Source organism: Paenibacillus sp. EKM301P, from assembly GCF_011800295.1.
Classification (GTDB): Bacteria; Bacillota; Bacilli; order Paenibacillales; family Paenibacillaceae; genus Paenibacillus; species Paenibacillus polymyxa.
This window is the reverse complement of the sequence record NZ_JAALFM010000009.1, coordinates 83,342-107,256: the sequence shown is the minus strand read 5'-3', so window position 1 is coordinate 107,256 and position 23,915 is coordinate 83,342. Positions and strand designations below refer to the sequence as shown.

Here is a 23,915-nt window from a genome sequence, read left to right as displayed (position 1 = left end):
CTGTCACTCCCTCACCTGGACTTCATACCTTCTTTTCACCATTTCTGCAAAAAGCTCCAATAACTCCCGCTCTTTCATCTGTACAGCGATGCCTGTGGCAATCGCCGTTTCCAATGCCTCAGTCACCGCTTTAAGACGGTAACCTGAGCGCATATCATCCTCGACCAGAGCTACGAAGGTGCCCGTTCCTTGCCGGGTACGAAGCAAGCCTTCGTTCTCCAAATCCTGATAGACTCGCCGGACGGTGATTACACTGCAACGAAGCGTCCCCGCGAACTCACGAATGGAGGGAAGCAGCGTTCCCGCTGCAATCTGTCCGGTTACAATGAGTGAACGAAGCTGCTTTTCAATCTGCGCATACAGCGGTTCCGCGCTATTCTCATCAATTTGCACTGGAATATTCACCTGCTTTCCCCCCCTTTTTAGTTATTTTTGTACACATACTACTAAGTTAAGTTCCGTTTCATGAGCTTACGCTGTGTCACCCGATAGGACACTGACATAGCCAGAACTCCTGCTAACAATGCTCCCCACATCACCGGGGACAACAGCAACCATTCCTTACTATAAGAAGCCGTTATCGATACCAGGTTGGCCCCGCATACTCGAGCTATAATCGTAACCATCCCGCACATTAGCATGATCACAATAGATAGCCAGAAGTACTCTTTTCCTCTTTTCAAAAATTCCAAGTGAATATAAATGGCTTGAATGAGCATTCCGTAGCCTATCCAGGTCAGAGCAAACGATACAAAGAATCCTGTGCTGGCATATATCCGAAGCGTACCTGACAATGTAAACAAAAGAGCAAAAAATATCACACTATTCGCAACAAACGCCAACACCGCCTGTTGAATTCGACTCATAATTACCGCTTTCATCGGTATAGGCAAGGTGCGGAAAAAGGCTAGCATGTGCGTATAAGAATCTTCCTGTAAATATTTGAACGCTCGACGGTTATAAATGAACCCTAAAAACGGAATCAACGTCAGCATGATGAAATCAGCTACTGGACTCAAGGCTGCATGCTCACCCCATTGCACACTTACCGCAAAACTCATGGTAAATCCCAAATACGCAATAAACAGCAACGTCCATAGTCCTGCATATGGATTCTTGCGAAAATCCTGACGGGTAATCATCCATGCCTGCTTCATGATTGTCATTTTCTTATCCTGATCCCTTCTGCACTGCTTGTGTAATAACAACTTCGTTCGCTCTTCATTTCAAAGGTGTTACCACAGTATTCAGTGTTATTACTGTATATATCTTTATACACAGTATATAAACCAAGATTTACCGTTGTCAACTACCTGAACAATATTGTGCGTACAATCACAATAGCTCGTTTGGACCTATGCTACTCTGTAAATGAAAAACGTTCTCAATTGAGGGGATGAACAAATGGATAAAATACTGCATTGGGATGAGTCCATATTTAACCTTGTTAATCGTTATCCTGAAGTGAAGGACATTATGGTAGAACTGGGTTTTCACGATATTGCCAAGCCCGGCATGCTCCAAACCGCAGGACGTTTTATGACACTGTCCAAAGGAATTGCGTTGAAGAAAATAAGTATGGAAACTGTGCAGCAGACATTTATGCAACATGGTTTTACCATTCAAAAATAAAGGGGTTAACGATCATGAGCGAGCTAATTAACAACCGTGAACATACAGCACAGGAATTAACGGAGCGTCAGCGAACATTGAAGGAAATTATTAAAGAACTACATGCCGGGAAAAGCGTGGAGGAAGTTAAAGCGCGTTTTGCAGAGGCTGTTGGTGGGGTAAGCGTGGCGGAAATTTCAGCGATGGAGCATGCCTTGATGACCGAAGAGGGAATTCCGGTGTCGGAAGTCCAACGTCTCTGTTCCGTTCATACATCGATATTCAAGGGCTCTATTGAGGATATTCATCGTCCTTCGGGACCGGAGGAACAACCAGGACATCCTGTTCACACCTTCAAGCTGGAAAATCGTGAGATCGAACGTCTGGTCAACTTTAAGCTGGCCCTCCATGCAGAGCAGTTTCAAAAGGACGACAGCCCCAAGGTTATTTACAAGCTGCTTGAAGATTTAAGTCTGTTGATGGATGTCGACAAACACTATAGCCGCAAAGAAAATCTAGTATTTCCTTATCTAGAACGCTATGGAATCTTTGGTCCAACCAAAGTGATGTGGGGGGTGGACGACGGCATTCGCGCCGCAATCAAGGATGCGAAGAAGCTGCTTACCGAATATAACGGAGATCGTGATCAGATTGGGAAGGCGCTTGCTCATATCATGAGTGAAGTGAATGAAATGATATTCAAGGAAGAGAATATTTTGCTGCCGATGGCACTCAGTAAGCTGACCGAGGATGAATGGCTGAAAATAGCCCGGGAAAGCGAGGAAATCGGGTTCTGCCTGACCGCTCCTGAGCGTGAATGGATACCTGAACGGGCAGAGGAACCTGTAGAAGCCCTTGAGCAAACAGAAGACACTTCCACTTCTGGTACTCCGCAAGGGTTCATACGATTCGAGACAGGGATTGTATCCGTACAACAATTGGAGCTACTGTTGAATCACCTGCCTGTGGATCTGACCTTTATCGATGAAAATGATGTTGTTCGCTATTTCTCTCACGGTAAAGAACGTATCTTTGCCCGCACAAAGGCCGTCATTGGTCGTACCGTGCAAAATTGCCATCCGCCGCAAAGCGTGCATGTCGTTGAGAAACTGCTGGAAGATTTTAAGGCCGGACGCAAGGATGTTGAAGATTTTTGGATTCCAATCAAGGACAAATTTGTCTACATCCGTTATTTTGCCGTTCGTGATTCCGAAGGACGCTATTTGGGAACACTGGAATTCACGCAAAATATCGCGCCTATTCGCGCCTTGGAAGGACAAAAGCGTATTCTATCAGAATAGCAGCCAGCCATAAGCCACCATGTTCAGGTTTTTGCCACCCATATTTATAATATGCTGTTCTACTACAGGCTTGGCCCCTAGCTTTTCGTAAAAAGTACACGCTGGATTATCTGCCAGCACCCACACCATGACAGAGTGAATATCCATACTATTAAAGTGTTGAAGCAACCGCAGAAATAGTCTCTTGCCGAGCCCTAAACTATGGTATTCACTCAAAACATAAAGAGCCGTTATCTCTCCCCCGTACGGGGGATATTCCCCTGACTTTTCTGGACCTCCACTCACAAATCCGATCATTTCCCCCTTCTCATTTTCAGCCACATATACGAGATGACCGTCTTCAGTAGATAGATTCGCATTCCACAATTCTGTTCTTTGCTCATAGGAGAGCCGTTCCAGAACCTCGGCAGGCATGATATCTTTGTATGTCGTTCTCCAGCAGTCTACGTGCACCTTGGCGATGTCTTCGGCATCTGATATCATCGCTTCCCTAATCATCATGTGGGTTCCACTCCTAGTTTCCAATATTATGCCTCCTATTATACCGACGATCCGAATCGCGATCTATGATCTATAACAAGTAGCTCATTGTTTGGTGAAGCGGATATGCCATCCTAAAAAAACTTACCAAGAGAGTCTTATGCACACAACCCGCACATTGGACTCCCTATGGCACAATACTCTTTTATGAGGTCAAAATATAAGGACCGTTCTTTGTAATCGCAATGGTGTGCTCATATTGAGCGCCCCAACTGCCGTCTGCTGTGCTGATGGTCCAACCATCATCCCCCCAGAGCACCGCGCCTTCGGGTCCGAGGGTAAATACCGGCTCAATGGTAATCACCATCCCTTCGCGCAGTGGCAATCCCGTTCTAGCACGACCGTAGTGGAGAACGTCCGGCGGTTCATGTATTTGGCGGCCAATCCCATGCCCGATCAGAGATTTGACGTTACCGTACCGTCGCCAGCCTGCCGCTTTTTCGACCGCATGCCCAATATCCCCTAATGTCCGGCCGGGGCGGGCAACCTCGATGCCGCGCATCAGCGCCTTATGGGTCTGCCGCAACAGCCTTGCTACCGGACGACTGATGTCACCCACTGCGTAGGTCCATCCCCGGTCAGCTAGCCATCCGTCCTTGTTAACCACCATGTCGATGGTTACAATATCCCCATCATGAAGCACCCGCTCCGAGGGAAAGCCGTGACATACCACCTCATTGACCGAAGCGCAGGTCGCATAAGGGAACCCCTTGTAGCCCTTTTGTTCAGGCGTAGCTCCACGCTTGCATAGAAATTGCTCCACCCAAGCATCGATTTCAAGCGTTGTGATTCCCGGAAGAATACGACTTTCCAGCGCACGATGGCAATCTGCCAAAATACGTCCGGCCTCCCTGATGTAGCCGATTTCCTCCGGTGTTCGTATCGCTATTTCTATTGGAATCCGCCTCCTTTGAGCATACAAATTCACTAAACCTATCCCATTGTATGCAGGACGGACACAAAAAAACCGTCTCCTCTAGGGAAAGACGGTTTATAAAAGTCGTGTTTCTAGTTGTTCGGGTAAGCGAACCCTTTAAGATACTGAAGAATTGATGCGGCCGAGTTCGTTTTCCACCACCATGGTCAACTCTTCCTCATACCCTCCTGTTATCCGGTATTTTCGCACATATTCCTTTACAAATTTTTTGGGATCCTTAGGCCGGAAAATTCGAGTCATTTCCCGCAGACTTTCCTTAACTTCATTGTGACCTTTCGTTGCCATGTAACTCCCTCCCAAAACGTTGAAAATAAGTGCTCCGTTGAAGAGAATGCCGAAAAGTATTGATGTCCTTATGCAGTGAAGTAGTATGTCTAGTGCAGCTTAGGTCGGGAATGCCTTACGCGAGGCATGTACCTGACACTATTATTAACCGATTTTCTATTGGCTGAATCACTACCCCATTATACCATATTCAGATACAGCTTTCAGCTTTCCAGTAAATTTACATTGATTTTACCTATCTTTTACGCTTCATAGCATTTGGAGTTCTCAATTAGCTGCTGCATAGAGGTATACCTTATTTATCGGCTTTTGGAGCGTATGTGTTTGGGGTAAAATAAATAAACATAAAAAGGGGGGAAAGGGATGAGCCGTTATGCTCCACTGTTCACTGCACCTGTTGCCCGTCTGTCTGCGCTGAACCTCGGAACTTGTGAAGAGGAAGGCATCGATGCCTCCCTACTTGATCAGGCAGATCATGAAATCCGAGCTAAATTTCCGAAAATGCACAGCTTTCTCCTGCTTCGCCACGGCAAGCTGATCTGGGAGCGCTATTACAACGGTCATGAAGCAAGCGCTCTGAACGATTTGCGTTCCGCGACCAAAAGCTTCACTTCCACGCTCGTCGGCATGGCTATGGCACGTGGGGATATGCCCGGACCAGATACGGCTGTGCATAAGCTGTTGCCTGAGTATTTGCCCCGGCGGAAGGAAACACTGCTAGAGCGGATTACGATTCGTCATTTGTTGACTATGACGTCAGGCTTGTATTGGCAGACGGGCAAAAAGCTCGGCGAAGCCTTTATCCACCGTTTTCATCGCAGCAAGAGCTGGCCGTCCTTTGCCCTTCGCTTACCTGTACAGGAGGATCAAATCGGGGTATTCCAATATCGCAGTGTTGATTCACATCTGCTGTCCGTGCTCCTGACCCGTTGCTGTGGCATGGACGCCTATACGTACGCTCTCCAGCATTTATTCGAACCGTTAGGTTTCGGGAGAAGTGGTTGGGCACAAGATCCAGAGGGTTACACCATGGGCCATATCGGACTGTATCTGACGTCGCGAGACATGGCTAAATTCGGCGATTGCTGCCTTCATCAAGGCATCTGGAATGGAAGAGAATTGATTCCAGCCGATTGGCTGCATCAGGCGACGCAGCGACAGATTGAAGGCTATCCAGAATTCGGAGATTACGGATTCCAATGGTGGACTGGACGACTCCACGGCATTGACTATGCGTGTGCACACGGACATGGAGGACAGCAAATATATCTGATACCGGAAGCGAATGCAGTCGTGGTATTTACAGCAGACAGCAAGGTGAGCCGTTGGAAAAACCCACGAACACTGCTAGAGCGTTTCGTCTTGCCAGCCGTATCCTCCCTCAACTTGGAACGTTCCTAAAATGAGCTACATGTGCTTATTGAATATAGGGGGCTAAACAATCATGAAAGTCTCAGCACCGAAAATTCTAATTTTATACGCCAGCTACGGGGAAGGCCATGTGCAGGCCGCTCGGGCAATCATGGATAGTCTGCGAAGACTCGGACACTGCGAGGTACAACTACTCGACCTGATGGCTGAATCTCATCCATGGTTGAATGGGCTGACCAAATTTGTATATATGCAAAGTTTCAAAACCATTCCACAGCTTTACGGCTGGGTCTATAACATCACGCGCGGTATGCAGGCTAAATCAGCCTTTGGCCATGTGTTGCATTCATTCGGAATGCGTCAACTTGCTCTCACACTGAAAAAGGAATTACCGGATCTCGTGATCCATACGTTCCCGCAGCTCGCTCTTCCAGCGTTACGCCGCAAAATGGGTATGAATTTGCCTATTGTCAACGTGGTTACAGACTTTGACCTGCATGGGCGCTGGCTACATCCCGATATTGACCGCTACTATGTAGCTACTGAGGATCTGCAGCAGGAGGCCGCACAGCGGGGAATACCTATCGAACGTATTGCCGCGACTGGAATTCCGATTCACGCTTCTTTTTATAACCTATCTGTCAACGAACCCCCTGATCAGCAACAGGTAATCCCACCGTTACAAGCTGAGACGACCACGCTGCTCATTATGGCAGGTGCGTATGGTGTGTTATCCGGCATACTGGATATCTGTCATCATTTAAGCCAGCTGCCGCAGCTTCGACTGCTGATCGTCTGCGGACGCAATCAGCAGCTGAAAGCAGAATTGGATGCGCTGTATGCAGACCACCCCGACATCTACACCTACGGATTTGTGGACTACGTTCCAGCACTTATGCGAGCAAGCAGTCTGGTGATTACAAAGCCCGGCGGTATCACACTCTCGGAAAGCATCGCATCGGGTTTGCCTATCCTGGTGTTCAAACCCGTACCCGGTCAGGAACTAAATAATGCTCTGTATCTGCAGCAAAAAGGAGCTGCCCGCATTGCTCGCACAACGGAGGAACTGATTCAACATTGTCTGGATCTGATCTCCACTCCCTCTCTTGCTAAGGAAATGAAGCAGGCGATTGAGTTACTTCGCAAACCTCATCCCGCAGACCAGATTGCCGAGGATATTTTACAGCAGCTTGTGGATAAAAGAACCTCCGTCCGGACAAATTAACGAAGAATAAGCCAGACGGAGGGGATACCAATGGAACACAAAGGAAAGGATTTACTCCCACTAACGGGTGAAAAGGTAGAAGTGGATGGTATTTATGTGGATGAGGATGGACATGAGCAGCATTTGCACAGAGGCCAGCACTTTCCCGCTGATGTTGTTTTGGGTACTTCTGAGTGGAAAATGACCGAATATGCCTTTGAGAACCATCACGAAGGACGTACCGATGAACGACTTATCCCCAAAGAGGATGACAAGAATAAAATGGGTAAAATCACACACCCGCGCCGTCATTTAAAAACTGGTGACCGATAATTACGGAAGTATATCCACAATTACTACCAATATGTTGATAGTTTGTGTACAAACTGTGCGCAAACTATGAACTATTGTAATATTGTCTACAGTTTGTGCACAAGTTGTGTATAAACCACGTTGTTTTTGTGGATAAACACTATTATGCGGTGGATAAAGTGCGTACAACATGTGCAAAACATGTGTATAACTGTTTAAAAGGCTGAACGAATCTTTTTCGTTCAGCCTTTTTCGTATTTTTATACACATTCTCTAATTCGCAAATAGCACATGGAGAAGTGTAAAATGGAAACGGGGACGAACAGAGTCAAAAGAGGAATTACCGAAATGTAAAAAGGCGGTGTCATCATGGACGTGATGAAAGCGGAACAGGAATGCAGGAACGTGAATATAGAAGCATCTAGCGAAACTCGTTGACCAAAATTTGGAGTAGAGGTGATCCGAATGGCATCTATTAAAATCCTTTCTCTTAATGTCGGCATGCCCAAGCAGATCCGGTTTAATCAGAAGGATGTTTCTACGGGGATATTCAAGTCGGCCACAGATGAATATCTGTATTTATCTTATCTAAACTTCGAAGGGGATGGGCAGGGCGATCTAGTTCATCACGGAGGGCACGAGAAAGCTGTATGCGTCTATCCCTACGAGCACTACCCGTTCTGGGAAAATGAATTGCGGAGTCCGCTCGATTACGGCGCATTCGGTGAAAATTTAACGATAAAGGGTTTGCTAGAATCCGACGTTTGCATTGGAGACGTCTTTAAGCTTGGCAAAGCTATCGTTCAAGTTAGCCAGCCGAGACAGCCTTGCTATAAGTTGTCCATCAAGTACGGCGTACCGGACATGCCCTTGAAGGTACAGCAAACAGGCTACACGGGATTCTACTTCCGCGTTCTGGAAGAAGGAGTTGCCTCTAAAGCCGACGGACTATCCCTCCTTCATCGCCATCCGAAAGCAATTACGGTTTCATTTGCCAATCGAATTATGCATCAAGAGAAGGATCATATCGAGGGTATTAAACAAATTCTCGAAGTGGAAGAATTGTCCGTAAACTGGAGAAATACGTTTCTAAAACGTTTGGCGGGAACAGAAACGGATTCTCGGGAAAGACTATCAGGCAATTCGTAAGGAAGTGGTTCAATGAGTTAGTATGTTTTGTGTAGAGTGAACTTTTTTACCGAGATCGGGCATATCCTTCAATCCTGTCCTCATAGCTTGTATAGTACGGAGACTTAGCTTGAATCATTTATAAAGGAGGATATGCCTGACATGTCAGTCTATAAGTCTTCCACAGGACTGGATGAAAATATAGCAGCTGTCCTGTGCTATTTGTTCGCATTTATTGGAGCGCTGGCCTTTGTCATGCTGGAAAAGAAAAGCCGATTCGTATTATTTCACGCACTGCAATCCATACTTCTTTTTGTAGCCCTCATGATCGGGCATGTGCTGGTCGGATTCATTCCGCTACTCGGTCCTTTGCTCGCTTCCCTGCTAACGCTGGCAAGCCTTGCCATGTGGATTATCTTGTTAATTCGTGCGGGACAAGGAAAGTGGCTCAAGCTTCCCTGGATAGGCGATCTGGCTCTTCATCAAGCCCGGCAGTTATAAAGACAGCAAAAAACCTTGATCCTAAACAAGGATTCAAGGTTTTTCCGTTTGGGCAGTTCATTCTTTTACGCTTGCTTCTTCTGTCCTTATATGAATGTGTCCTAGCTTATCTGGATTAACCATTAAATAAAAATTCTGAATATGCTCCCCGTCCGGTGCCAGTCTGAGACACAAGGTCTCTCTCACTTCACCGTCTTTCAGAAATGCCAGCTGAACCTCACCATTGATGACCGTGTGGACCACATCTCTTTCTCGTAAAACAGTTAATACCCGACGAGAGGTCAACAGGGCGAGAACGCCTTTGCGTACAACCATCGGTCTCATCACCGTATGCACATTACCTCCACCATCTGACACGAATACAGGTTGTTCAGCCAGTAGTTCCAGCATAGCAGTCACATCGTAGGCGAGAAAAGCAGTTGTAAAACGTTCCAGCAGTTTTACCCGGGAAGAGTTATTTATACTAGGACTGTTTGGAGCTTCAGGAGCAGATTCTCCGGAAGATAGAATACGGCGGGAGCGACTGAACAACTGACGACAATTGCTCTCGGTCTTGCCCAGTAATTCCGCAATATCTTTATAATCATACTGAAAAGCTTCTCTCAGCACAAAAACAGCCCGCTCTATCGGCTTTAGTTGCTCCAGCAGAACCAGAAATGCGTAAGATATCATATCTTTGCGTTCTAACCAATCGGCAGGAAGATCCGCGCTCTCACCCAGCGGCTCCGGCAGCCACTGTCCTACATACGTCTCTCTTTGCTTGCGCGCAGAATTCAGCAGATTCAAGCACCGATTCATCGTCATTTTGGCTACATAGGCTCTGGGGTTCTGTATGTCATTCAGGGGCTTATGCTCCAGCTCGACAAAGCAGTCTTGAACGACATCCTCGGCATCCGTCACCGTTCCAAGCATGCGATAAGCAATGGCAAAAGAATATTTGCGATATTTCTGATACAGCTCCTCCAGACTTACATCCACCGATTCTTGTTCAATTCCGTATTCTTTGCCAGACAAAACATAGCCCCCATTCATTAAAGACTGCCTGGATACATTCCGGTCGCTATGGCAATCCGGTTCCAGCTGTTGATCACATTAATTGCGGTAATCAAATCTACGTACTCTTCCTCTGTAAAATGTTCTCTGACCCGATTATACAAGTCTGTAGGTACCCCTTGCTCTGAGATATGAGTGACCGCTTCGGCTAATTCAAGCATAGCACGTTCTTTTTCCGTGAACAAAGGAACCTCCCGCCATAAAGCAAGCTGCAAAATATGGTCAGCATAATCGCCTAGTTTTAGCAAATCCTTTGCATGCATATCAAGACAATAGGAACAGCCATTGATTTGGGATACTCTAATTTTCAATAGTTCGTACAATACTTTGTCTGTAAAACGGCCGGAAATATATTTTTCCATCTCCATCATTGCCTTGAATGTACTAGGACTCACTGCTCTGTGATTAAATCTTAAACTCACGATATATCGCCTCCATTATTAGTTTACATATAGAAGACAAATGAACATGTGGCTTTGTGACAAAGTGCAATACATCAATTTGGAATTGCCCTCAGTAGGCATAGCATGTATTATAAATAAATGATTTTATGTAAAGAAGGTGTACATCACATGAGCGGAAAAGGTTTTATTAAAGAATTTAAAGAATTCGCTGTACGGGGTAACGTGATTGACCTCGCGGTCGGCGTTATCATTGGTGGTGCGTTTGGCAAGATTGTCACTTCTGTGGTGAACGATATTATTATGCCTCCGATTGGTAAACTTCTGGGCGGCATGAATTTTCCAGACTTATATGTAGCTTTACAAGCCGCCGATCCTCTAAATGCTGACGGTACACGCAAAACCCTAGCACAAGCCAAAGAAGCAGGAATTGCGGTCCTTGCCTATGGTCAGTTTATTAATGTCCTGCTGGACTTTCTCATCGTGGCCTTCTGTGTGTTCATGCTGGTCAAAGGGATTAACATGCTGAAGCGCAAAGAGGAAGAAAAACCTCTGGAGGAAAAAACGATCAAGGAATGCCCACATTGCCTGTCGGAAATTCCTATAGCTGCTACCCGCTGTGCACATTGCACATCCAAGCTAGAGGGATTCGTTGAATCACGCTGACTCAACCTACACTCCTATGAATACAACAAACGGCTTAAGACGGTGGTTCGTCTTAAGCCGTTTTGGCATCGTATAGAAATCCCATTAATTGAAGTTGGTAATAATACCCCGAGGTCTGACTGGCAAACCTTCTGCGTACAAATGGGAGACATCACCGAAGCCAATGCAACGGGGAACTGCCCATTCCTTGGAGCGTTCATCAAACAAGATGGTGGTTACAGAGCTAGGCGGCATCCAAAAACCGGACCAGACCAAAGCCAAAGGTAGTTCCAACAGATGTGCAAGCCAGGTCAGCCCGAAGCCGCCATGACAAAATACGGCTACCCTGTCTTCGGTATGCTTCAAAATTCGGTACCTGCCCTCCACCCGCTCAAAGCCTTGCCGCTTCAGGAATTCATCAGAATGAACCTTCAGTCGCTCGAAGGTTTCGGGACTTTGCGTCCCCTGATAATAGGAAATTTCCTTCCAAGAGTCATGAGTCGGCAGAGGCGACCCGGAACGAATCACTTCACCAGGCAAATCCCAATGGGAAAGACGACCGTATGGAGTATCCTCCAGCTTTAAAGCCAGTTCCTGCGTCCAGTCCTCCACTTCATAAGTCATACCGAGAGAGTCGGTGGTGTAGCGCATTGTGTCCAAAGCCCGCCCTAACGGAGAGACGTAAATACGGTCCAATCCGTGACTGGACAGTCGTTTGGCCAGTGCCTTGGCTTCCAAATGTCCCTCCGGCGTGATAGTGTTGTTAGGGTAATCAGGGTCTGCATGTCGGATAATATACAATCTCATCATTGGTTCTCCGTTCCTAAGAATGGCGACAGGATCGCTTGATCTCATTCCATTGGTTAGCTCTCCTGATCTTTAATTAATGTTTATTCAACAAATTTTCCAAAATCGCGCGCAAATCTCTGTCTTCTTGGTAAACTTCCTCACCCGTATCCAGCTCAATAACCCGGATATATGTATAGTTCGCTCTGGCATCGACTGGTTTAAAAATCAATTCCTCCGGGTTGTCTGGACGCACATCATAGCCCATATTTTTGAACATATCTGTTATTTGGTCAATCCCCGGCTTGCCTCCGCTTTCCAGCATAATCAGCCCGCGCAGTTCTTTGGGCTCCTCTGGATGCATCACTCGGAAATGTACAATACATTCCATGTAAAATCGCTCCTTTCAATCATAAACCTATGTTATGGCGCAAATCTCCATGTTCCCAGCATACCCCAAAAGCTACTCCACATTCCACATCGACCATCATATCGTCAGGGTGGAAAACACGTTATACTGTAAAGTAAGACTTTGATTTTCTGCTGATTATAGGAGGAACCACGATGACTAGCGAGCTTCTGGATATCTATGACGATGAAGACAACCCCCTTGGCACAGCCTCTCGACAGGAAGCACATGCCAAGGGATACTGGCACCATACCTTTCACTGCTGGCTGGCACGAGACACTTCGACAGGCCGCCGCTTGCTATTCCAACAGCGTCAGGATACAAAGGACACCTTCCCCGGATGCTACGATATTACAGCAGCTGGGCATTTGACTTCAGGCGAAGATATGTCCCAGGCAGCTCGCGAGCTGGAGGAAGAACTGGGCATTCATGTTCCCTTTAACTCCTTAACACCGCTGATGACCGTTCGGTATGAAAGTAAAGGTACCGCACAGGGCACCTCTTTTTGGGATCGGGAGATCAGCTCGGTGTTTGGACTGCTGTCCAACCAGCCCCTGGAAGCCTATTGTCTCCAGCAGGAAGAAGTAGCTGGACTGTACGAAGCAGACCTTGAGCAAGCACTGGCCCTGTTTGAAGGCCATATTCCATTTATCGAAGCCCAAGGTATTACGTCGGGGCCGAACCCGGAAAAAACTCGCCGCCTGATTACACCGGATCAATTTGTGCCTCATCAAGCGGGCTATATTACATCTGTATGCCGGGCTCTGATGGAACTTCCCGCCCAGTAATCCTTAACCCTATTCTCCGGCTGACATATATTTGCCGACAATGCCTTCATACCGCCAGCCATATCGGGTCGACAGCTCGCTGCCCATATCATGCTCCAGCTCATACAAAATAAGATCCTGGGCAAAATGATCAAGCAGCAAACCTGTCATCACCGGATGCTCGGTAATAAGCGCCTGTGTCGGGCAATTCTCTCCCCGCATTCCCAGCATGCACCAACGCCGGTCAATAACAAAGGAAAACTTGCGCCCTGACGGTTCCTGGCCGTTTGTACCAGATGCACGCGGTAGCCACGGCCCCAACATGCTTTCTCCGTTGTCGCAGGACCATAGGAGTCGCACACCCCGACTCTCGGCTTTTTTCAACTCTTCCCGCAGCAGTTCGGCTTCCTCACGCCACAAATCCAGCACAATCTCATGCTTAGCCCGTTCCAGCTCGCGTGTCAGGCTTTCCAGCACCTTCCGGTCACCTTCCACATTATAAAAGGTCGGCTTGGCTGGTTCTGTTCGTGGCATCTCCTTCTCCACCGCCAGCAGGGATTCCCGCATCTGCCCTTCAATCATCCGGGTCAGCTCACCTGGCGGCAGCATGCTGTAGCGTACAGGTTCTCCTGCACTCGCTCTGAGATATCCCTGTCCGGCCAAACGCTGCAAAGCTGCGTACACGTTGGAGCGCGATGCCCCCAAACGCTTAGCCACTTCATAGCCGGACGCTGCATTTTGTCTCGAAAGCTCGACCATCACCTTGGCTTCCATCTCCGTAAAACCCAGATTCCGCAGATGTTGCAGCAAACGCTCCATATGTTCTGTTCCCCCTATGCTGCCCGGCGTTATGTCTGTGTCCTGCGGCAGCCTGTTCGGCTGCGTCAAATCTGTTCAGCTCCACAGCGCGGGCACCATTTGGAGCCTTTGGGTAGTTCCGCTGTGCAGATTTGGCATTTTACATTTTCGCGTATTTGCGTAGACGGTGTTGCCGGCTTCTCGGACCCGGAATTGTTGGCCTTCCAATATCGAATGCGCTCATCCAGCTCCTCTTGACGCTCCCGCTCACGTTCCAGTTCTTCAAGACGCTGGTGTTCTTTCTCCAGTTCTTCCTGACGACGGCGCTCCCACTCTTCATCAAATGCCGCTTTTTCTTCCGGAGTAAAATCAGACACCGTGTAATTGCGGTCTAATTCCGTTGGATCATGCGTTTCATACCGCTCATCCTGTTCATGCCGATCGATGACTTCATCTACTGCATACTCCGTGTAAGCAGGCGCAGCATCCTTCACTGCCTCTGACTTGCGCAGATCAAACGAATAGGCGTCTGTCGGCACCTCTTCCCGCACGGCCGCTACTTGCTTGGAGGCAGCCTGCCCTTCATTCAGCTTGCGTCCGCATTTGGGGCAAAAGTTCGCATCCAGCGGCACAACTGCACCACAGGTACATAAATGGGCATTTTTCAATTCTGCAATTCTGCTGCGCAGTTCATCAATTTCATCCTGAAGCTCATCACAAGCAGTAGATAGCTGTGTCATCTCGGTTTCAGCCACTGACATATCGGCCGCCCGGTAGCCTTCGTAAAAAATTTGACCCATTCGTAAAAAGTGTACATCCATTTCCTGCTGAATTGTTGTAATTTGCGAATTGATCTTACTAATCTCGACAGCATGCTGCGCCTTTTCTGTTGCGCGATTAGCGCCTTCCTTTATACGTTGAATCAGCTTCATCGTTATTTCCTCCCCATATCCAGCCGGATTTCACTGTACCGTCCGTATATCCCAAAGTTTTTTTCTGTTGGCAAGCCTCGAACTCCTGTATAATGGAATGCGGTCATATTGCCTGTTTGAAGGCTATAGGCATTGGCGTCAACCTATTAACGTTCTGACGCTCCAGCTCTAGATCCGCATGAATTCAGTATCATTTTAGTCCATCGCCTTGTTCTTATCATCATCTAAAGCTGACTAGAACTCTATCATACCAAAAACTACCCCCATTTGTGAAAATGGAAGATTTTAAGAACGAAAGGGGTTTCAGGATCATGAACCCAAATCCTGCATTTTACCCCCGACCCATCGGGGTTCCTTATTCAACGACGAGCCCTCAGGCACGTCGAGCTTCTATGGATACCAGTATAACGCTGGTACCCGACAGCGACCAAGACGCGGCCTATTTTCGTGCTATAGAGAACGCGGGCATTCATCTGAACCGCCCGCAGATTCAGGCTGTACGCCATGGTAAAGGCCCCCTTCTCACCCTGGCAGGGGCTGGCTGCGGCAAAACCACGGTGCTGGCAGCCCGTGCAGGCTACCTTATGGCGATGCGGGATGTCCCTGCATCTTCCATCCTGCTGGTGACCTTCACCAGCAAAGCAGCTGCCGAAATGAAGCTGCGCATCGCGGGATTACCCGGTGTGCGACCTGCCGCTGCACGCGCAGTACAGGCGCGTACCTTCCACTCATTCGCTTTGGCGATGCTGCGTCATCGCGGCGTGCAAGACGAAGTGTTCGGTGAAACGCAGGCCCAACATACCGTTATGAAAATGATGCTACGCCAGCTTGGACTGAGTGAGGCTTTCCAGCCGGAAAGCCTGCTGTCCGCACTCTCCGCCTGGAAAGCGGAAGGTCGTAGCGCAGACGAGTTGCCGGAAACCATGCGCGAGGAAGCGGATGCCAAGCGTGCCATGCTCGCCTATGAAGCGTGGAAACAGGAACGCAATAAGATGGATTTTGACGATATTCTGCTGCGTGCCTCTGTTCTCCTGCGTGACCCGGATGTGCTTCAGCCGCTTCAACGGCGTTTTTCCTATATCATGGTCGATGAATTCCAGGATACGAATGCCCTACAATACGAAATGGTGCAGCGATTGGCTGCGAGGCATCGCAATCTGATGGTCGTCGGAGATGATGACCAGACGATCTATACCTTTAACGGAGCCCGCCAGGAATCCATTCTGGAATTTGACAAGGTCTATAAAGATGCAAAGGTCATCACCCTTGATATTAATTACCGTAGTGATGCGCGCATTTTGGGGCTGGGTTCCAACATCGTCGCTAAAAATGTTCATCGACGTTCCAAACGTCTTGCGGCTGCTGGGCGTGAGGGCTTGCCGCCACAGTTTGCCACCCCATCCGGGCCTGAGGAAGAGGCGGGACATATTGTTACTCATCTACTCGGGCAGGTAGAGGAAGGTCGGCTTCGCTACCGGGATATCGCTATTTTGCACCGGACAGCCAGCGGAAGCCGATCTATTTTTGAGCAATTGATTATGCGGGATGTCCCATTTATTCAGTACGGAGCGGGAGCCGTATTTTACGATCAATCTCTGATTCGTCCCTTAATGGATCACTTGCGTTTGTCGCTGAATCCCCGGCGAATGGAATCTATTCCAAGCACCCTTGGACCGCTGTATGTCTCTCGTGAGGCCGGAATGGAATGGATTATGCGTGAAGAGAAGCAGCAGGCTAAAAAATACCCGCTAATCCACCTCAGCCGTTGGGATCGACTACGTGATTTTCAGCGTGAACAGGTGAAAGAACGCATTCGATTGATTCGCAGTCTCACTACCATGAAGCCTGCCTATGCTATTCAAGAAATGCGGCGCGTCTTTTATGACAAATATTTGGAAAGCGGAGATACAGGCGCATGGACACATTATAAGGAAACGATGCAAGAAAGTCTGGAGGAGCTCGAAACGGCAGCCAAGCGCTTTGACACGGTAGAGGCATTCGTCAACTTTGCGGACGAGCTTTCCGAGCGCCACCGCCAGATGGAATCTCTGCGCAGAGAGGAAGACAGCGATGCTGTTCGGCTCATGACGATCCACCGAGCCAAGGGACTAGAGTTCCCTTGCGTATATTGGATCGGGGCCAGCGAAGGCATCCTGCCGCACAGCTCAGCTCTACACAGCGAGCTGCCAGAGGATCGTCGGGCAGGCGCCGCCCCCGCAACAGCCGTGGATAACGATGCTGCGCTGGAGGAAGAGCGTCGCCTCGCTTACGTAGCCGTTACCCGGGCGAAGGAGCTGCTGTATATCACCTCCCCCGCCTCCAATCACGGCAAGCCTGCCGCCGTGTCGCGTTTTCTGCTTGAAGCCTATGGGGTCACCCCTGAAGTCTCCAAGCCAGAAACGCGCCGCAGTAGCTTCGGCCAACCGAAGGGTACTTCGGGGTATGGCAGCCGGGCTGGCGGTGGTTCGCCAATGTCTGACACGGCAACCCGTGTGAGCAGCAGGCCGGGATTAGCCCCAGCAACCCCTACAGCACGTACGGCTTCGGCGGCGGCTAAGTCGCAGACTGAGCCACGCGTCAATGTGCCTGTGTGGAAATGCACGGACGCCGCCTGCAAGGCATGGATGCGGCGCGACACAGTAGGTGGACGCCGCACAACGGGGGCCAGTGCAGGCACGCCGCCGGTGTGTCCGCTTTGCTCCTCCCCGATGACGGAGGGAACGCGCAACATCCCGGCCAGATAAATGTGAGGTGCACATAGCCGGATGGAACTGTTCTTTGCGAAAATAAGTTTTAGACAGACTAAATAAAATAAATAACGGCAGACTAGGATATGAGAATAAAATCCTAGTCTGCCGTTTTTTTATATATAATTTTATCTAAGTTAAAGTTACAGTTTAGGCACAGCGCATTCAGGAAACAAGAACGAAAACTAATAAAAGGGGAGAACATATAATGAAACTTTCAGGAAATACAATACTAATTACCGGTGGAAGTACTGGAATAGGATTTGCCTTTGCAGAACGATTTTTAAAAGCTGGAAATAAAGTCATTGTTTCTGGACGGCGTGAACATGTACTTCAAAAAGCGAAAGAGAAATTGCCTAGTCTTATTACTCATGTAAGTGATTTGAATATGGAATCCGAGCGTATAGCTTTATCGGATTGGGTAACAGCCAACTATCCAGAAGTAAATGTGTTAGTTAACAACGCCGGTATCCAACAACGCTTTAACGTTCTAAAAACGGATGTAAAAAGCAATTGGGATTATTTCAGTAAAGAAATCACCACTAACATTGAAGCACCCTTCCATCTATCCATGTTGTTCGCTCCCTATTTTGCAACAAAAGAAGAGGCGACTATCATTAACGTCACTTCTGGGTTAGCTTTTACGCCGTTTGTGATTGCTCCGATTTATTCAGCAACGAAAGCGGCACTTCATTCCTTTACAATCAGCCTAAGACACCAGCTTTCTGATACGTCTGTAGAGGTAATTGAAGTTGTCCCGCCAGCAGTAAATACAGATTTAGGTGGAGCAGGGTTGCATACGCATGGAGAGCCGTTAGATGCCTTCGCAGATGGAATTTTCAAAGGATTAGAAGAGGGAAAAATAGAAATCGGATTTGGTACCTCTGTGCCTCGCTTACGCATGTCACGAGACGAAGTAGACGAACACGTAGAAAATATGTATAAGGCAACGAAAAATTCAATAAAATAGCTCGCTTATGGGGCTGTCCTTTTGCTGGATTGCCCTTTTTTCAATTCGCTTTTTATTGATTTACCTAGTAGATTGACTAGCACGTTATCATCGTCATTTCCAAATCTCATTTCTCACGATTCGCCCTTGTCAAAATAATCATCTGGCAAATGCAGTTCTTGCAAACAACTGATAAATTTTTCTTTGAAATTCGGATTTCTTTTATATTCCGGCCATACCGCCTGATAGTAAGGCAGCAACTTCTCATGTGGAATAACGCCCCAATATAAAATTGAGTTTTTCAGAACATGCGGGTCGTCGCCCACCAACATCTGTTCAATGATCTGCCAGCTTCCCAGCTTGTTTTCGCAACTGCGTGCGGCATAGATGGCAGTGGTTTGCATTTTCGGATCGGCGTCACACAAGAAAGGTGCAAAGTTCTGGAGCGTAATCGCACCGTAATCCTCCAGGATATATCCTGCATAACGCAACGTTTCCGGGTCGTGAATCCTATCAAGACTGTGCAAAATCGCTGGAATAAATTCCTTTAAATTTACTGTTTTACTGGAAGCGTGCAGAATCATTAAAGCTTGCAGAAAATCCTCATGTTCATCTGATTGCAATAGCTCCAGAAGATATTTTCTTCCCGTGTCAAAAGAAGTTTTGCAGATTAGCCGAACAGCTGTGGCTCGATTTTTTGGGCTTTGCTCCGCAATTTTTTTCAAAAAAACAAGGGTTGGCTGAGAAACTACTTTAAATTTGAACATTCCATCAAGCGCTTTTGCTTGGATTTCTTCGTTTGGAGCGCTCTGATAAATCTGGATCAGCGCATTCTCATCACCCGGCATTCGACTGCCAAACCACCCAATATCATAATCCAGAATAATTTCATCCAGCCAGCGTTCGTACCAGTCCAGAAAGCTGTCTTCATAGACAAAGAAAAAGGGATGATCGGGATGAAAATCGGAGGTGTACACAATTCTCCCCCTGTATTTCCCTTCAAGTACGATATATATGTCGTATTCGCAACCTTGGGTGCCTATGCACAACATGCCGCCCAGCACCTTATTACGGGCGTCATCGTATTCCTCGTCGGGGATGTCCTCATCCTTGGTCAGGGGCTCAATCAGGTTGTTCCATTCCTCTTTGGTCATCCCGGGATGCAAAACGGATTTTGCAAGGAGTGCCCGGTGCTCGGTATAGGAAGTTGTCTTTTCAATCGGATAAATTCCATAATAGGGTCCGGCGCCTCCGTTGCCGACGTTCGTTAAAAACTGGGCGTAAGGCTCAGGAAGTGTGACCTGATTGTGGGCTTGCCAGTCCGCCAGCTCTTTTGCTGTAAGTTTCTCATTAACCTTATATTGATGTGAGGATGCTCCAAACACCGAGAAGTCTGCGTCTTTGCTCATAGTCTGATTCAGTTTGTTTTGTATTCGATCCAGTTGCGTTTCTTTCTTCTCAAACCACATATTTTGTACCCTCCTGTTGACTATATGATATGTACCTTTAAGTAAGTTTTATATAATCCAGTGGATACTGTTTAATTAAAGTATGAAAAGTGATCGCGCATAAAATGAGTTAACGCATCCTTCAAATTTTGATGCCGTTTCAGATATTGGAACAAGATGGCCGAGGTGAGTACGATTTCAGAATCCTCGATACTAATAATCCAAGATGGTGGCTCCTCAGGATTATAACTAAATTCGCTAACGATGCCGTATGCTATACCTAGTTTATCCATTCTCTTGTGTAAAATTTGACGGATCTCGCCAGCCAGTTGATGAACATTAATATCATTCTGTTCCAGGGCCTTCTCCCTCCTCGTTCGTCAATCAATAGATAGTTTAAAATCAACAATCGTTTGCTCAGCCGTAACCTCATATCCTAATCCTTTGTAAAGTTGTACAGCAGCCTGGTTCTCCTCCATTACTCCCAGATAGACATCTGATGATAGTGTTCTACCCAGTTTTGTAAGTTGGCTCGTCAAGTGCTTTGCTAGTCCTTTCCCCCTGTGAGCAGGGCTTGTATATATGTTCCCGAGCTCCACAAGCTTAGAATCATAAAAGTGGAAGCCGCCTGCGGCAATAAAATGGCCACATTCCTTGATCCCAAGGAAAGGATATTGTTCAAGTTCGCTGCTCGTAAAAAATTTCATGCCCCCATTTCGCAATAAATCCACTATATCTGAAATGTCATTTTCCTTAACTAGCTCAGCCACGTTTGAATCGAGCAGTTTCGATTGATCCCTATGCTTCATTGTTAAGAAACGTTGTGGGTTACCCGTTATGAGCCCATGAGACTGAAAAAGTTGTAGGTCACAATCACACAGGATTGTACCACAAACGGTATTTTTCTTAAGTTGAATGAGTTCCTCTGTAAAAGCAATAAGAGCTGAAAAGTTAAGTTTCTCTCGGTTTATGCAGTGGAAAGAAAACGCAGGGAAGGAGAGCCCACAAAAGTATGCTAAGACCCCTGTCAGCTTGTCATCTACATATTGACCAACAAATTTAGCCTGCTCCTTACGTTGAGTTAAATAGCTATAGAATAACAAGTGTTGATCCCTATGAATCTGGTCCGTTAATTGATAAATAGTTTCGTAGGTAAGCAGTCGATGAGAAATCATGTATTAGTCCCTTTCATTTCCATGTGGGTAATCTTCTTATGGGCATGATACCACAAATTGAAACTATCCTTCCCGCTTACCCCATATAGCCTTAATAATCTTGTGTTATACATCTCAAAGAATATATGAAGATTGCTTGCCACCGGAGTATAAAAATCCATAATTTAAGGATGATTTTCTCCGAAATTCATTGTATGGTTCCTGCCTCACCTCTAATTTATGATGAAATTAAAGAGAGGTGAGGTGCCAAAAAACGAATACCAAATATTGAAAACGTATACAAATGAAGAAAAAATGCTTACAAGTGCAAGCTAGTCCTTAATCACCTGTCATCGATTACTTCAAAGTGTACTTCATATGTACGCACTAATGAAAGCGTTTTCCGTAATGCATGTTGCAGGTCAATTGAGGCGGTATCATCTACTAATTCAAGGAGTGAGTCATATGCCAGATCCATGGAAAAAAAGGTTTTTCAGTATTCTCAGTTTTGTTCTCTTATCCTTTTTGTTGGTATCTCTCGGTTTAATTCCAAGCTTAGCTAAAGCAGAATCAACTCACTTGGTCACCGATGTTGAAGACCGAACGTTGATGAATGCAAGTCAAGATTCATCCACTAACGACAATTCCTCTTCTATCGTCGTCAGCTCCAAAGATGCAATTCTTCAAGGTTACGGTGTAGAAAAACGGGATACCCCCTATACCGGCGATACGCTTTATAAAGGCGATGGCTATGTATCCTTCTTTTATGACTACGACCCAAATTCCGGCAAGTCCGACGGGACGGCCACGTTTAAAGTGAACGTGCCTACAGCAGGTCTTTATAGACTGAGCCTCGGCTACTACATTCCGGCGGGCACTGGCTCCAAGGATACCAGCATCGAGGTCAATGGCACAATGTCTGAGAACATAACGCTGGCTGCTCCTCCGAAAGGTGCGGCAGTGAACGAGAAAATATTAACCAAGATCATGCTGAATGCCGGCACAAACGAGCTTACTTTTGCAAGAGGCTGGGGATATTACGGGATCGAATACGTGAAGGTTGAATTCGCCAATCTGCCTGCTGCAATTAGCAAAATTGAAGCCGAAGACGGAGTCATTACTGGTGAGGTCAACATCGAAGCTGCTGATACAGGCTATTCGGGTAGCGGTTACGCCGCCTTCAAAAGCACAGGCTCGTTAACCTTTGCCTATAATGCACCTTCAAGCGGGCTTTACAATCTTGCAATCGGTTACAGTAACCCCAATGGAGACAAAAAGACCCAATTGGTGGTCAACGGCCAGACCAGCGAAATATCACTGCCGACAACAGCAAGCTACACAGAGGTATCCGGCGGTAAACTGATGCTGAATTCGGGAAACAATATCTTACAGTTCAATGTCGACTCGGACCAATATCATATCGACTACGTCAAGCTATCAGCAGTGTCCCCCCCGAAACTGCATCAAATTGAGAAAAAGCCAGTAAACCCGAATGCGACTGCGGAAACCACGGCACTCATGGGTTATCTTGTGGATAGTTACGGCAGCCACATTCTTTCCGGTCAGCACACTTTGGAGGATGCACAGTGGATTAAAGACCAAACTGGAAAGTATCCTGCCATGTTATCAATGGACATGATGGATTATTCCCCCTCTCGCATCGAGCATGGCGCCACCTCAACTGAGGTGGAAAAGGCAATTCAATGGGCCCAAGAAGGTGGACTTGTCACATTCGCATGGCACTGGAATGCTCCTAAGGGACTGTATGATATTCCCGGTAAAGAATGGTGGCGCGGGTTTTACACGGACGCTACTACATTCGACGTTCAATATGCACTTAGTCATCCCGAGTCGGAAGAGTATCAGCTTATGCTAAGGGATATCGATGCCATTGCTGCTCAGTTGAAACGCCTCCAAGACGCTCACGTTCCGGTGCTGTGGAGACCGCTGCACGAGGCGGAGGGCAAATGGTTCTGGTGGGGCGCCCAAGGTCCAGACTCCGCCAAGCAGCTGTACCGTATCATGTACGACCGCCTAACACACTACCATCACCTGAACAACCTGATCTGGGTTTGGAACTCCGAGAGTCCCGACTGGTATCCAGGGGATGATGTCGTCGATATTGTAAGTGTGGATATCTACAACCAGGCGGCTAATTATAGCCCAAGTATTGGAAAGTACGACAGTTTGGTAAATCTCGTGCAGGGTAAGAAGCTGGTTGGTCTGTCTGAAAACGGCCCGATTAGCGATCCCGAATTGCTTCAAACCTATTCAGCGCATTGGCTCTTTTTCACTACGTGGACGGGCGACTTCATCCGCAATGGACAATATAACTCCCTGGATCATCTCATAAAAGTGTTCAACAGCGATTACGTGATCACGAGGGATGAGCTTCCTCAAGACCTGCTTACTTTATTCAAAAATAAAGCGGAGTAAGGCGCTTTTATGAGAATTATCGTATCCGTAACTATACCGTCCCGTCAGCGTCATGAAGTAACGAAGTAGTCTACTTTAAACAAACAGCGGCCACCTCTAAAAATAACCGGGGTAGCCGCTGTTTGTTTGTGCCTTGAGCAAAAGTCGTCTATGGCAAACCATTATGAAAAAAGGACCGTCTCCTTTCCGGCAGGAAAGTG

25 protein-coding genes are annotated in these 23,915 nt (G+C 47.2%); 12 read left to right on the top strand and 13 right to left on the bottom strand.

Going from position 1 to position 23,915, the window contains the following annotated elements; translation table 11 throughout:
- Positions 1-3: 3 nt before the first annotated feature.
- Together HFD99_RS19700 and HFD99_RS19695 are read right to left on the bottom strand one after the other, a co-directional pair.
- Positions 4-405, bottom strand: a complete 402-nt coding sequence (locus HFD99_RS19700; protein WP_025363932.1) for a GntR family transcriptional regulator — start codon at positions 403-405, stop codon at positions 4-6.
- Positions 406-446: 41 nt separating this feature from the next.
- Positions 447-1,166: a hypothetical protein gene (locus tag HFD99_RS19695; RefSeq protein ID WP_016819546.1), complete on the bottom strand. Its 720-nt coding sequence runs from the start codon at positions 1,164-1,166 to the stop codon at positions 447-449.
- Between the two features lie 238 nt (positions 1,167-1,404).
- On the opposite strand from HFD99_RS19695, the gene HFD99_RS19690 reads away from it, so the two are divergent.
- The gene (locus HFD99_RS19690; RefSeq protein WP_017428003.1) at positions 1,405-1,632 is read left to right on the top strand and encodes a DUF1858 domain-containing protein; all 228 of its coding nucleotides are present in this window, start codon (positions 1,405-1,407) and stop codon (positions 1,630-1,632) included.
- A 14-nt stretch (positions 1,633-1,646) separates the two neighbouring features.
- Complete coding sequence (locus tag HFD99_RS19685; protein ID WP_019686048.1) at positions 1,647-2,912, top strand: DUF438 domain-containing protein; 1,266 nt, start codon at positions 1,647-1,649, stop codon at positions 2,910-2,912.
- On the opposite strand, the gene HFD99_RS19680 is transcribed toward HFD99_RS19685, so the two are convergent.
- From HFD99_RS19680 to HFD99_RS19670, 3 genes are all read right to left on the bottom strand, one after another.
- Complete coding sequence (locus HFD99_RS19680) at positions 2,904-3,413, bottom strand: GNAT family N-acetyltransferase (RefSeq protein ID WP_017428004.1); 510 nt, start codon at positions 3,411-3,413, stop codon at positions 2,904-2,906. The two genes, HFD99_RS19685 and HFD99_RS19680, sit on opposite strands and share 9 nt — an antisense overlap.
- Positions 3,414-3,597: 184 nt before the next feature.
- On the bottom strand, positions 3,598-4,380 hold the full coding sequence (map, locus tag HFD99_RS19675; RefSeq protein ID WP_016819542.1) for a type I methionyl aminopeptidase: 783 nt from the start codon (positions 4,378-4,380) through the stop codon (positions 3,598-3,600).
- Positions 4,381-4,485: 105 nt separating this feature from the next.
- On the bottom strand, positions 4,486-4,674 hold the full coding sequence (locus HFD99_RS19670) for a hypothetical protein (RefSeq protein ID WP_007428354.1): 189 nt from the start codon (positions 4,672-4,674) through the stop codon (positions 4,486-4,488).
- A 363-nt stretch (positions 4,675-5,037) separates the two neighbouring features.
- Between HFD99_RS19670 and HFD99_RS19665 the strand changes: the two genes are divergently transcribed.
- The 5 genes from HFD99_RS19665 (at position 5,038) to HFD99_RS19645 (ending at position 9,190) form a co-directional block, all read left to right on the top strand.
- The gene (locus tag HFD99_RS19665) at positions 5,038-6,075 is read left to right on the top strand and encodes a serine hydrolase domain-containing protein (RefSeq protein ID WP_025363931.1); all 1,038 of its coding nucleotides are present in this window, start codon (positions 5,038-5,040) and stop codon (positions 6,073-6,075) included.
- 43 nt (positions 6,076-6,118) lie between these two features.
- Entirely contained in the window at positions 6,119-7,270 is a 1,152-nt protein-coding gene (locus HFD99_RS19660; RefSeq protein WP_016819540.1) for an MGDG synthase family glycosyltransferase, read from the top strand.
- Between the two features lie 30 nt (positions 7,271-7,300).
- Positions 7,301-7,582, top strand: coding sequence for a hypothetical protein (locus HFD99_RS19655; protein WP_016819539.1), 282 nt, complete (start codon positions 7,301-7,303; stop codon positions 7,580-7,582).
- Positions 7,583-8,026: 444 nt separating this feature from the next.
- Positions 8,027-8,710: an MOSC domain-containing protein gene (locus HFD99_RS19650; protein ID WP_103042151.1), complete on the top strand. Its 684-nt coding sequence runs from the start codon at positions 8,027-8,029 to the stop codon at positions 8,708-8,710.
- Positions 8,711-8,851: 141 nt separating this feature from the next.
- Positions 8,852-9,190, top strand: coding sequence for a DUF4870 domain-containing protein (locus HFD99_RS19645; protein WP_019686043.1), 339 nt, complete (start codon positions 8,852-8,854; stop codon positions 9,188-9,190).
- Positions 9,191-9,247: 57 nt separating this feature from the next.
- Here HFD99_RS19645 and HFD99_RS19640 read toward each other — a convergent pair whose 3' ends face one another.
- Together HFD99_RS19640 and HFD99_RS19635 are read right to left on the bottom strand one after the other, a co-directional pair.
- Positions 9,248-10,204 carry a sigma-70 family RNA polymerase sigma factor gene (locus HFD99_RS19640; protein WP_031462794.1) on the bottom strand — a complete coding sequence of 319 codons (957 nt, stop codon included), beginning with the start codon at positions 10,202-10,204 and terminating at the stop codon, positions 9,248-9,250.
- Positions 10,205-10,221: 17 nt separating this feature from the next.
- Entirely contained in the window at positions 10,222-10,665 is a 444-nt protein-coding gene (locus tag HFD99_RS19635) for a carboxymuconolactone decarboxylase family protein (protein WP_016819535.1), read from the bottom strand.
- A 150-nt stretch (positions 10,666-10,815) separates the two neighbouring features.
- Here HFD99_RS19635 and mscL point away from each other — a divergent pair, with 150 nt between their 5' ends.
- The gene (gene mscL / locus HFD99_RS19630; RefSeq protein ID WP_016819534.1) at positions 10,816-11,310 is read left to right on the top strand and encodes a large conductance mechanosensitive channel protein MscL; all 495 of its coding nucleotides are present in this window, start codon (positions 10,816-10,818) and stop codon (positions 11,308-11,310) included.
- 84 nt (positions 11,311-11,394) lie between these two features.
- Here mscL and HFD99_RS19625 read toward each other — a convergent pair whose 3' ends face one another.
- Together HFD99_RS19625 and HFD99_RS19620 are read right to left on the bottom strand one after the other, a co-directional pair.
- Complete coding sequence (locus tag HFD99_RS19625; protein WP_016819533.1) at positions 11,395-12,096, bottom strand: histidine phosphatase family protein; 702 nt, start codon at positions 12,094-12,096, stop codon at positions 11,395-11,397.
- A gap of 76 nt (positions 12,097-12,172) precedes the next feature.
- Positions 12,173-12,466 (bottom strand): hypothetical protein, encoded by a 294-nt coding sequence (locus HFD99_RS19620; RefSeq protein ID WP_016819532.1) that lies wholly within the window; start codon positions 12,464-12,466, stop codon positions 12,173-12,175.
- A 173-nt stretch (positions 12,467-12,639) separates the two neighbouring features.
- On the opposite strand from HFD99_RS19620, the gene HFD99_RS19615 reads away from it, so the two are divergent.
- Complete coding sequence (locus HFD99_RS19615; RefSeq protein ID WP_025363924.1) at positions 12,640-13,272, top strand: NUDIX hydrolase; 633 nt, start codon at positions 12,640-12,642, stop codon at positions 13,270-13,272.
- 9 nt (positions 13,273-13,281) lie between these two features.
- On the opposite strand, the gene HFD99_RS19610 is transcribed toward HFD99_RS19615, so the two are convergent.
- Together HFD99_RS19610 and HFD99_RS19605 are read right to left on the bottom strand one after the other, a co-directional pair.
- Positions 13,282-14,070 carry a TrmB family transcriptional regulator gene (locus HFD99_RS19610; RefSeq protein WP_017428008.1) on the bottom strand — a complete coding sequence of 263 codons (789 nt, stop codon included), beginning with the start codon at positions 14,068-14,070 and terminating at the stop codon, positions 13,282-13,284.
- Positions 14,071-14,135: 65 nt separating this feature from the next.
- On the bottom strand, positions 14,136-14,981 hold the full coding sequence (locus tag HFD99_RS19605) for a zinc ribbon domain-containing protein (RefSeq protein ID WP_025363923.1): 846 nt from the start codon (positions 14,979-14,981) through the stop codon (positions 14,136-14,138).
- Between the two features lie 311 nt (positions 14,982-15,292).
- Between HFD99_RS19605 and HFD99_RS19600 the strand changes: the two genes are divergently transcribed.
- Both HFD99_RS19600 and HFD99_RS19595 read left to right on the top strand, forming a co-directional pair.
- Complete coding sequence (locus HFD99_RS19600) at positions 15,293-17,725, top strand: UvrD-helicase domain-containing protein (RefSeq protein WP_167440987.1); 2,433 nt, start codon at positions 15,293-15,295, stop codon at positions 17,723-17,725.
- A 211-nt stretch (positions 17,726-17,936) separates the two neighbouring features.
- Positions 17,937-18,698, top strand: a complete 762-nt coding sequence (locus HFD99_RS19595; protein WP_025363921.1) for an SDR family oxidoreductase — start codon at positions 17,937-17,939, stop codon at positions 18,696-18,698.
- Positions 18,699-18,811: 113 nt separating this feature from the next.
- On the opposite strand, the gene HFD99_RS19590 is transcribed toward HFD99_RS19595, so the two are convergent.
- Together HFD99_RS19590 and HFD99_RS19585 are read right to left on the bottom strand one after the other, a co-directional pair.
- Positions 18,812-20,146, bottom strand: a complete 1,335-nt coding sequence (locus HFD99_RS19590; RefSeq protein WP_025363920.1) for an SMI1/KNR4 family protein — start codon at positions 20,144-20,146, stop codon at positions 18,812-18,814.
- A gap of 359 nt (positions 20,147-20,505) precedes the next feature.
- A complete protein-coding gene (locus HFD99_RS19585) occupies positions 20,506-21,300 on the bottom strand; it encodes a GNAT family N-acetyltransferase (RefSeq protein ID WP_025363919.1) in 795 nt (264 codons plus the stop codon).
- Positions 21,301-21,657: 357 nt separating this feature from the next.
- Between HFD99_RS19585 and HFD99_RS19580 the strand changes: the two genes are divergently transcribed.
- Positions 21,658-23,715: a glycosyl hydrolase gene (locus HFD99_RS19580; RefSeq protein ID WP_225164839.1), complete on the top strand. Its 2,058-nt coding sequence runs from the start codon at positions 21,658-21,660 to the stop codon at positions 23,713-23,715.
- The last annotated feature ends 200 nt before the right edge of the window (positions 23,716-23,915 follow it).

Coding starts and splice junctions, on each gene's coding strand:
- HFD99_RS19695 (WP_016819546.1), bottom strand. CDS start 1,166: ATGACAATCATGAAGCAGGCATGGATGATTACCCGTCAGGATTTTCGC.
- HFD99_RS19655 (WP_016819539.1), top strand. CDS start 7,301: ATGGAACACAAAGGAAAGGATTTACTCCCACTAACGGGTGAAAAGGTA.
- mscL (WP_016819534.1), top strand. CDS start 10,816: ATGAGCGGAAAAGGTTTTATTAAAGAATTTAAAGAATTCGCTGTACGG.
- HFD99_RS19660 (WP_016819540.1), top strand. CDS start 6,119: ATGAAAGTCTCAGCACCGAAAATTCTAATTTTATACGCCAGCTACGGG.
- HFD99_RS19600 (WP_167440987.1), top strand. CDS start 15,293: ATGAACCCAAATCCTGCATTTTACCCCCGACCCATCGGGGTTCCTTAT.
- HFD99_RS19610 (WP_017428008.1), bottom strand. CDS start 14,070: ATGGAGCGTTTGCTGCAACATCTGCGGAATCTGGGTTTTACGGAGATG.
- HFD99_RS19585 (WP_025363919.1), bottom strand. CDS start 21,300: ATGATTTCTCATCGACTGCTTACCTACGAAACTATTTATCAATTAACG.
- HFD99_RS19670 (WP_007428354.1), bottom strand. CDS start 4,674: ATGGCAACGAAAGGTCACAATGAAGTTAAGGAAAGTCTGCGGGAAATG.
- HFD99_RS19685 (WP_019686048.1), top strand. CDS start 1,647: ATGAGCGAGCTAATTAACAACCGTGAACATACAGCACAGGAATTAACG.
- HFD99_RS19625 (WP_016819533.1), bottom strand. CDS start 12,096: ATGAGATTGTATATTATCCGACATGCAGACCCTGATTACCCTAACAAC.
- HFD99_RS19620 (WP_016819532.1), bottom strand. CDS start 12,466: ATGGAATGTATTGTACATTTCCGAGTGATGCATCCAGAGGAGCCCAAA.
- HFD99_RS19595 (WP_025363921.1), top strand. CDS start 17,937: ATGAAACTTTCAGGAAATACAATACTAATTACCGGTGGAAGTACTGGA.
- HFD99_RS19650 (WP_103042151.1), top strand. CDS start 8,027: ATGGCATCTATTAAAATCCTTTCTCTTAATGTCGGCATGCCCAAGCAG.
- HFD99_RS19645 (WP_019686043.1), top strand. CDS start 8,852: ATGTCAGTCTATAAGTCTTCCACAGGACTGGATGAAAATATAGCAGCT.
- HFD99_RS19580 (WP_225164839.1), top strand. CDS start 21,658: ATGTACGCACTAATGAAAGCGTTTTCCGTAATGCATGTTGCAGGTCAA.
- HFD99_RS19615 (WP_025363924.1), top strand. CDS start 12,640: ATGACTAGCGAGCTTCTGGATATCTATGACGATGAAGACAACCCCCTT.
- HFD99_RS19680 (WP_017428004.1), bottom strand. CDS start 3,413: ATGATGATTAGGGAAGCGATGATATCAGATGCCGAAGACATCGCCAAG.
- HFD99_RS19690 (WP_017428003.1), top strand. CDS start 1,405: ATGGATAAAATACTGCATTGGGATGAGTCCATATTTAACCTTGTTAAT.
- HFD99_RS19605 (WP_025363923.1), bottom strand. CDS start 14,981: ATGAAGCTGATTCAACGTATAAAGGAAGGCGCTAATCGCGCAACAGAA.
- HFD99_RS19590 (WP_025363920.1), bottom strand. CDS start 20,146: ATGTGGTTTGAGAAGAAAGAAACGCAACTGGATCGAATACAAAACAAA.
- HFD99_RS19665 (WP_025363931.1), top strand. CDS start 5,038: ATGAGCCGTTATGCTCCACTGTTCACTGCACCTGTTGCCCGTCTGTCT.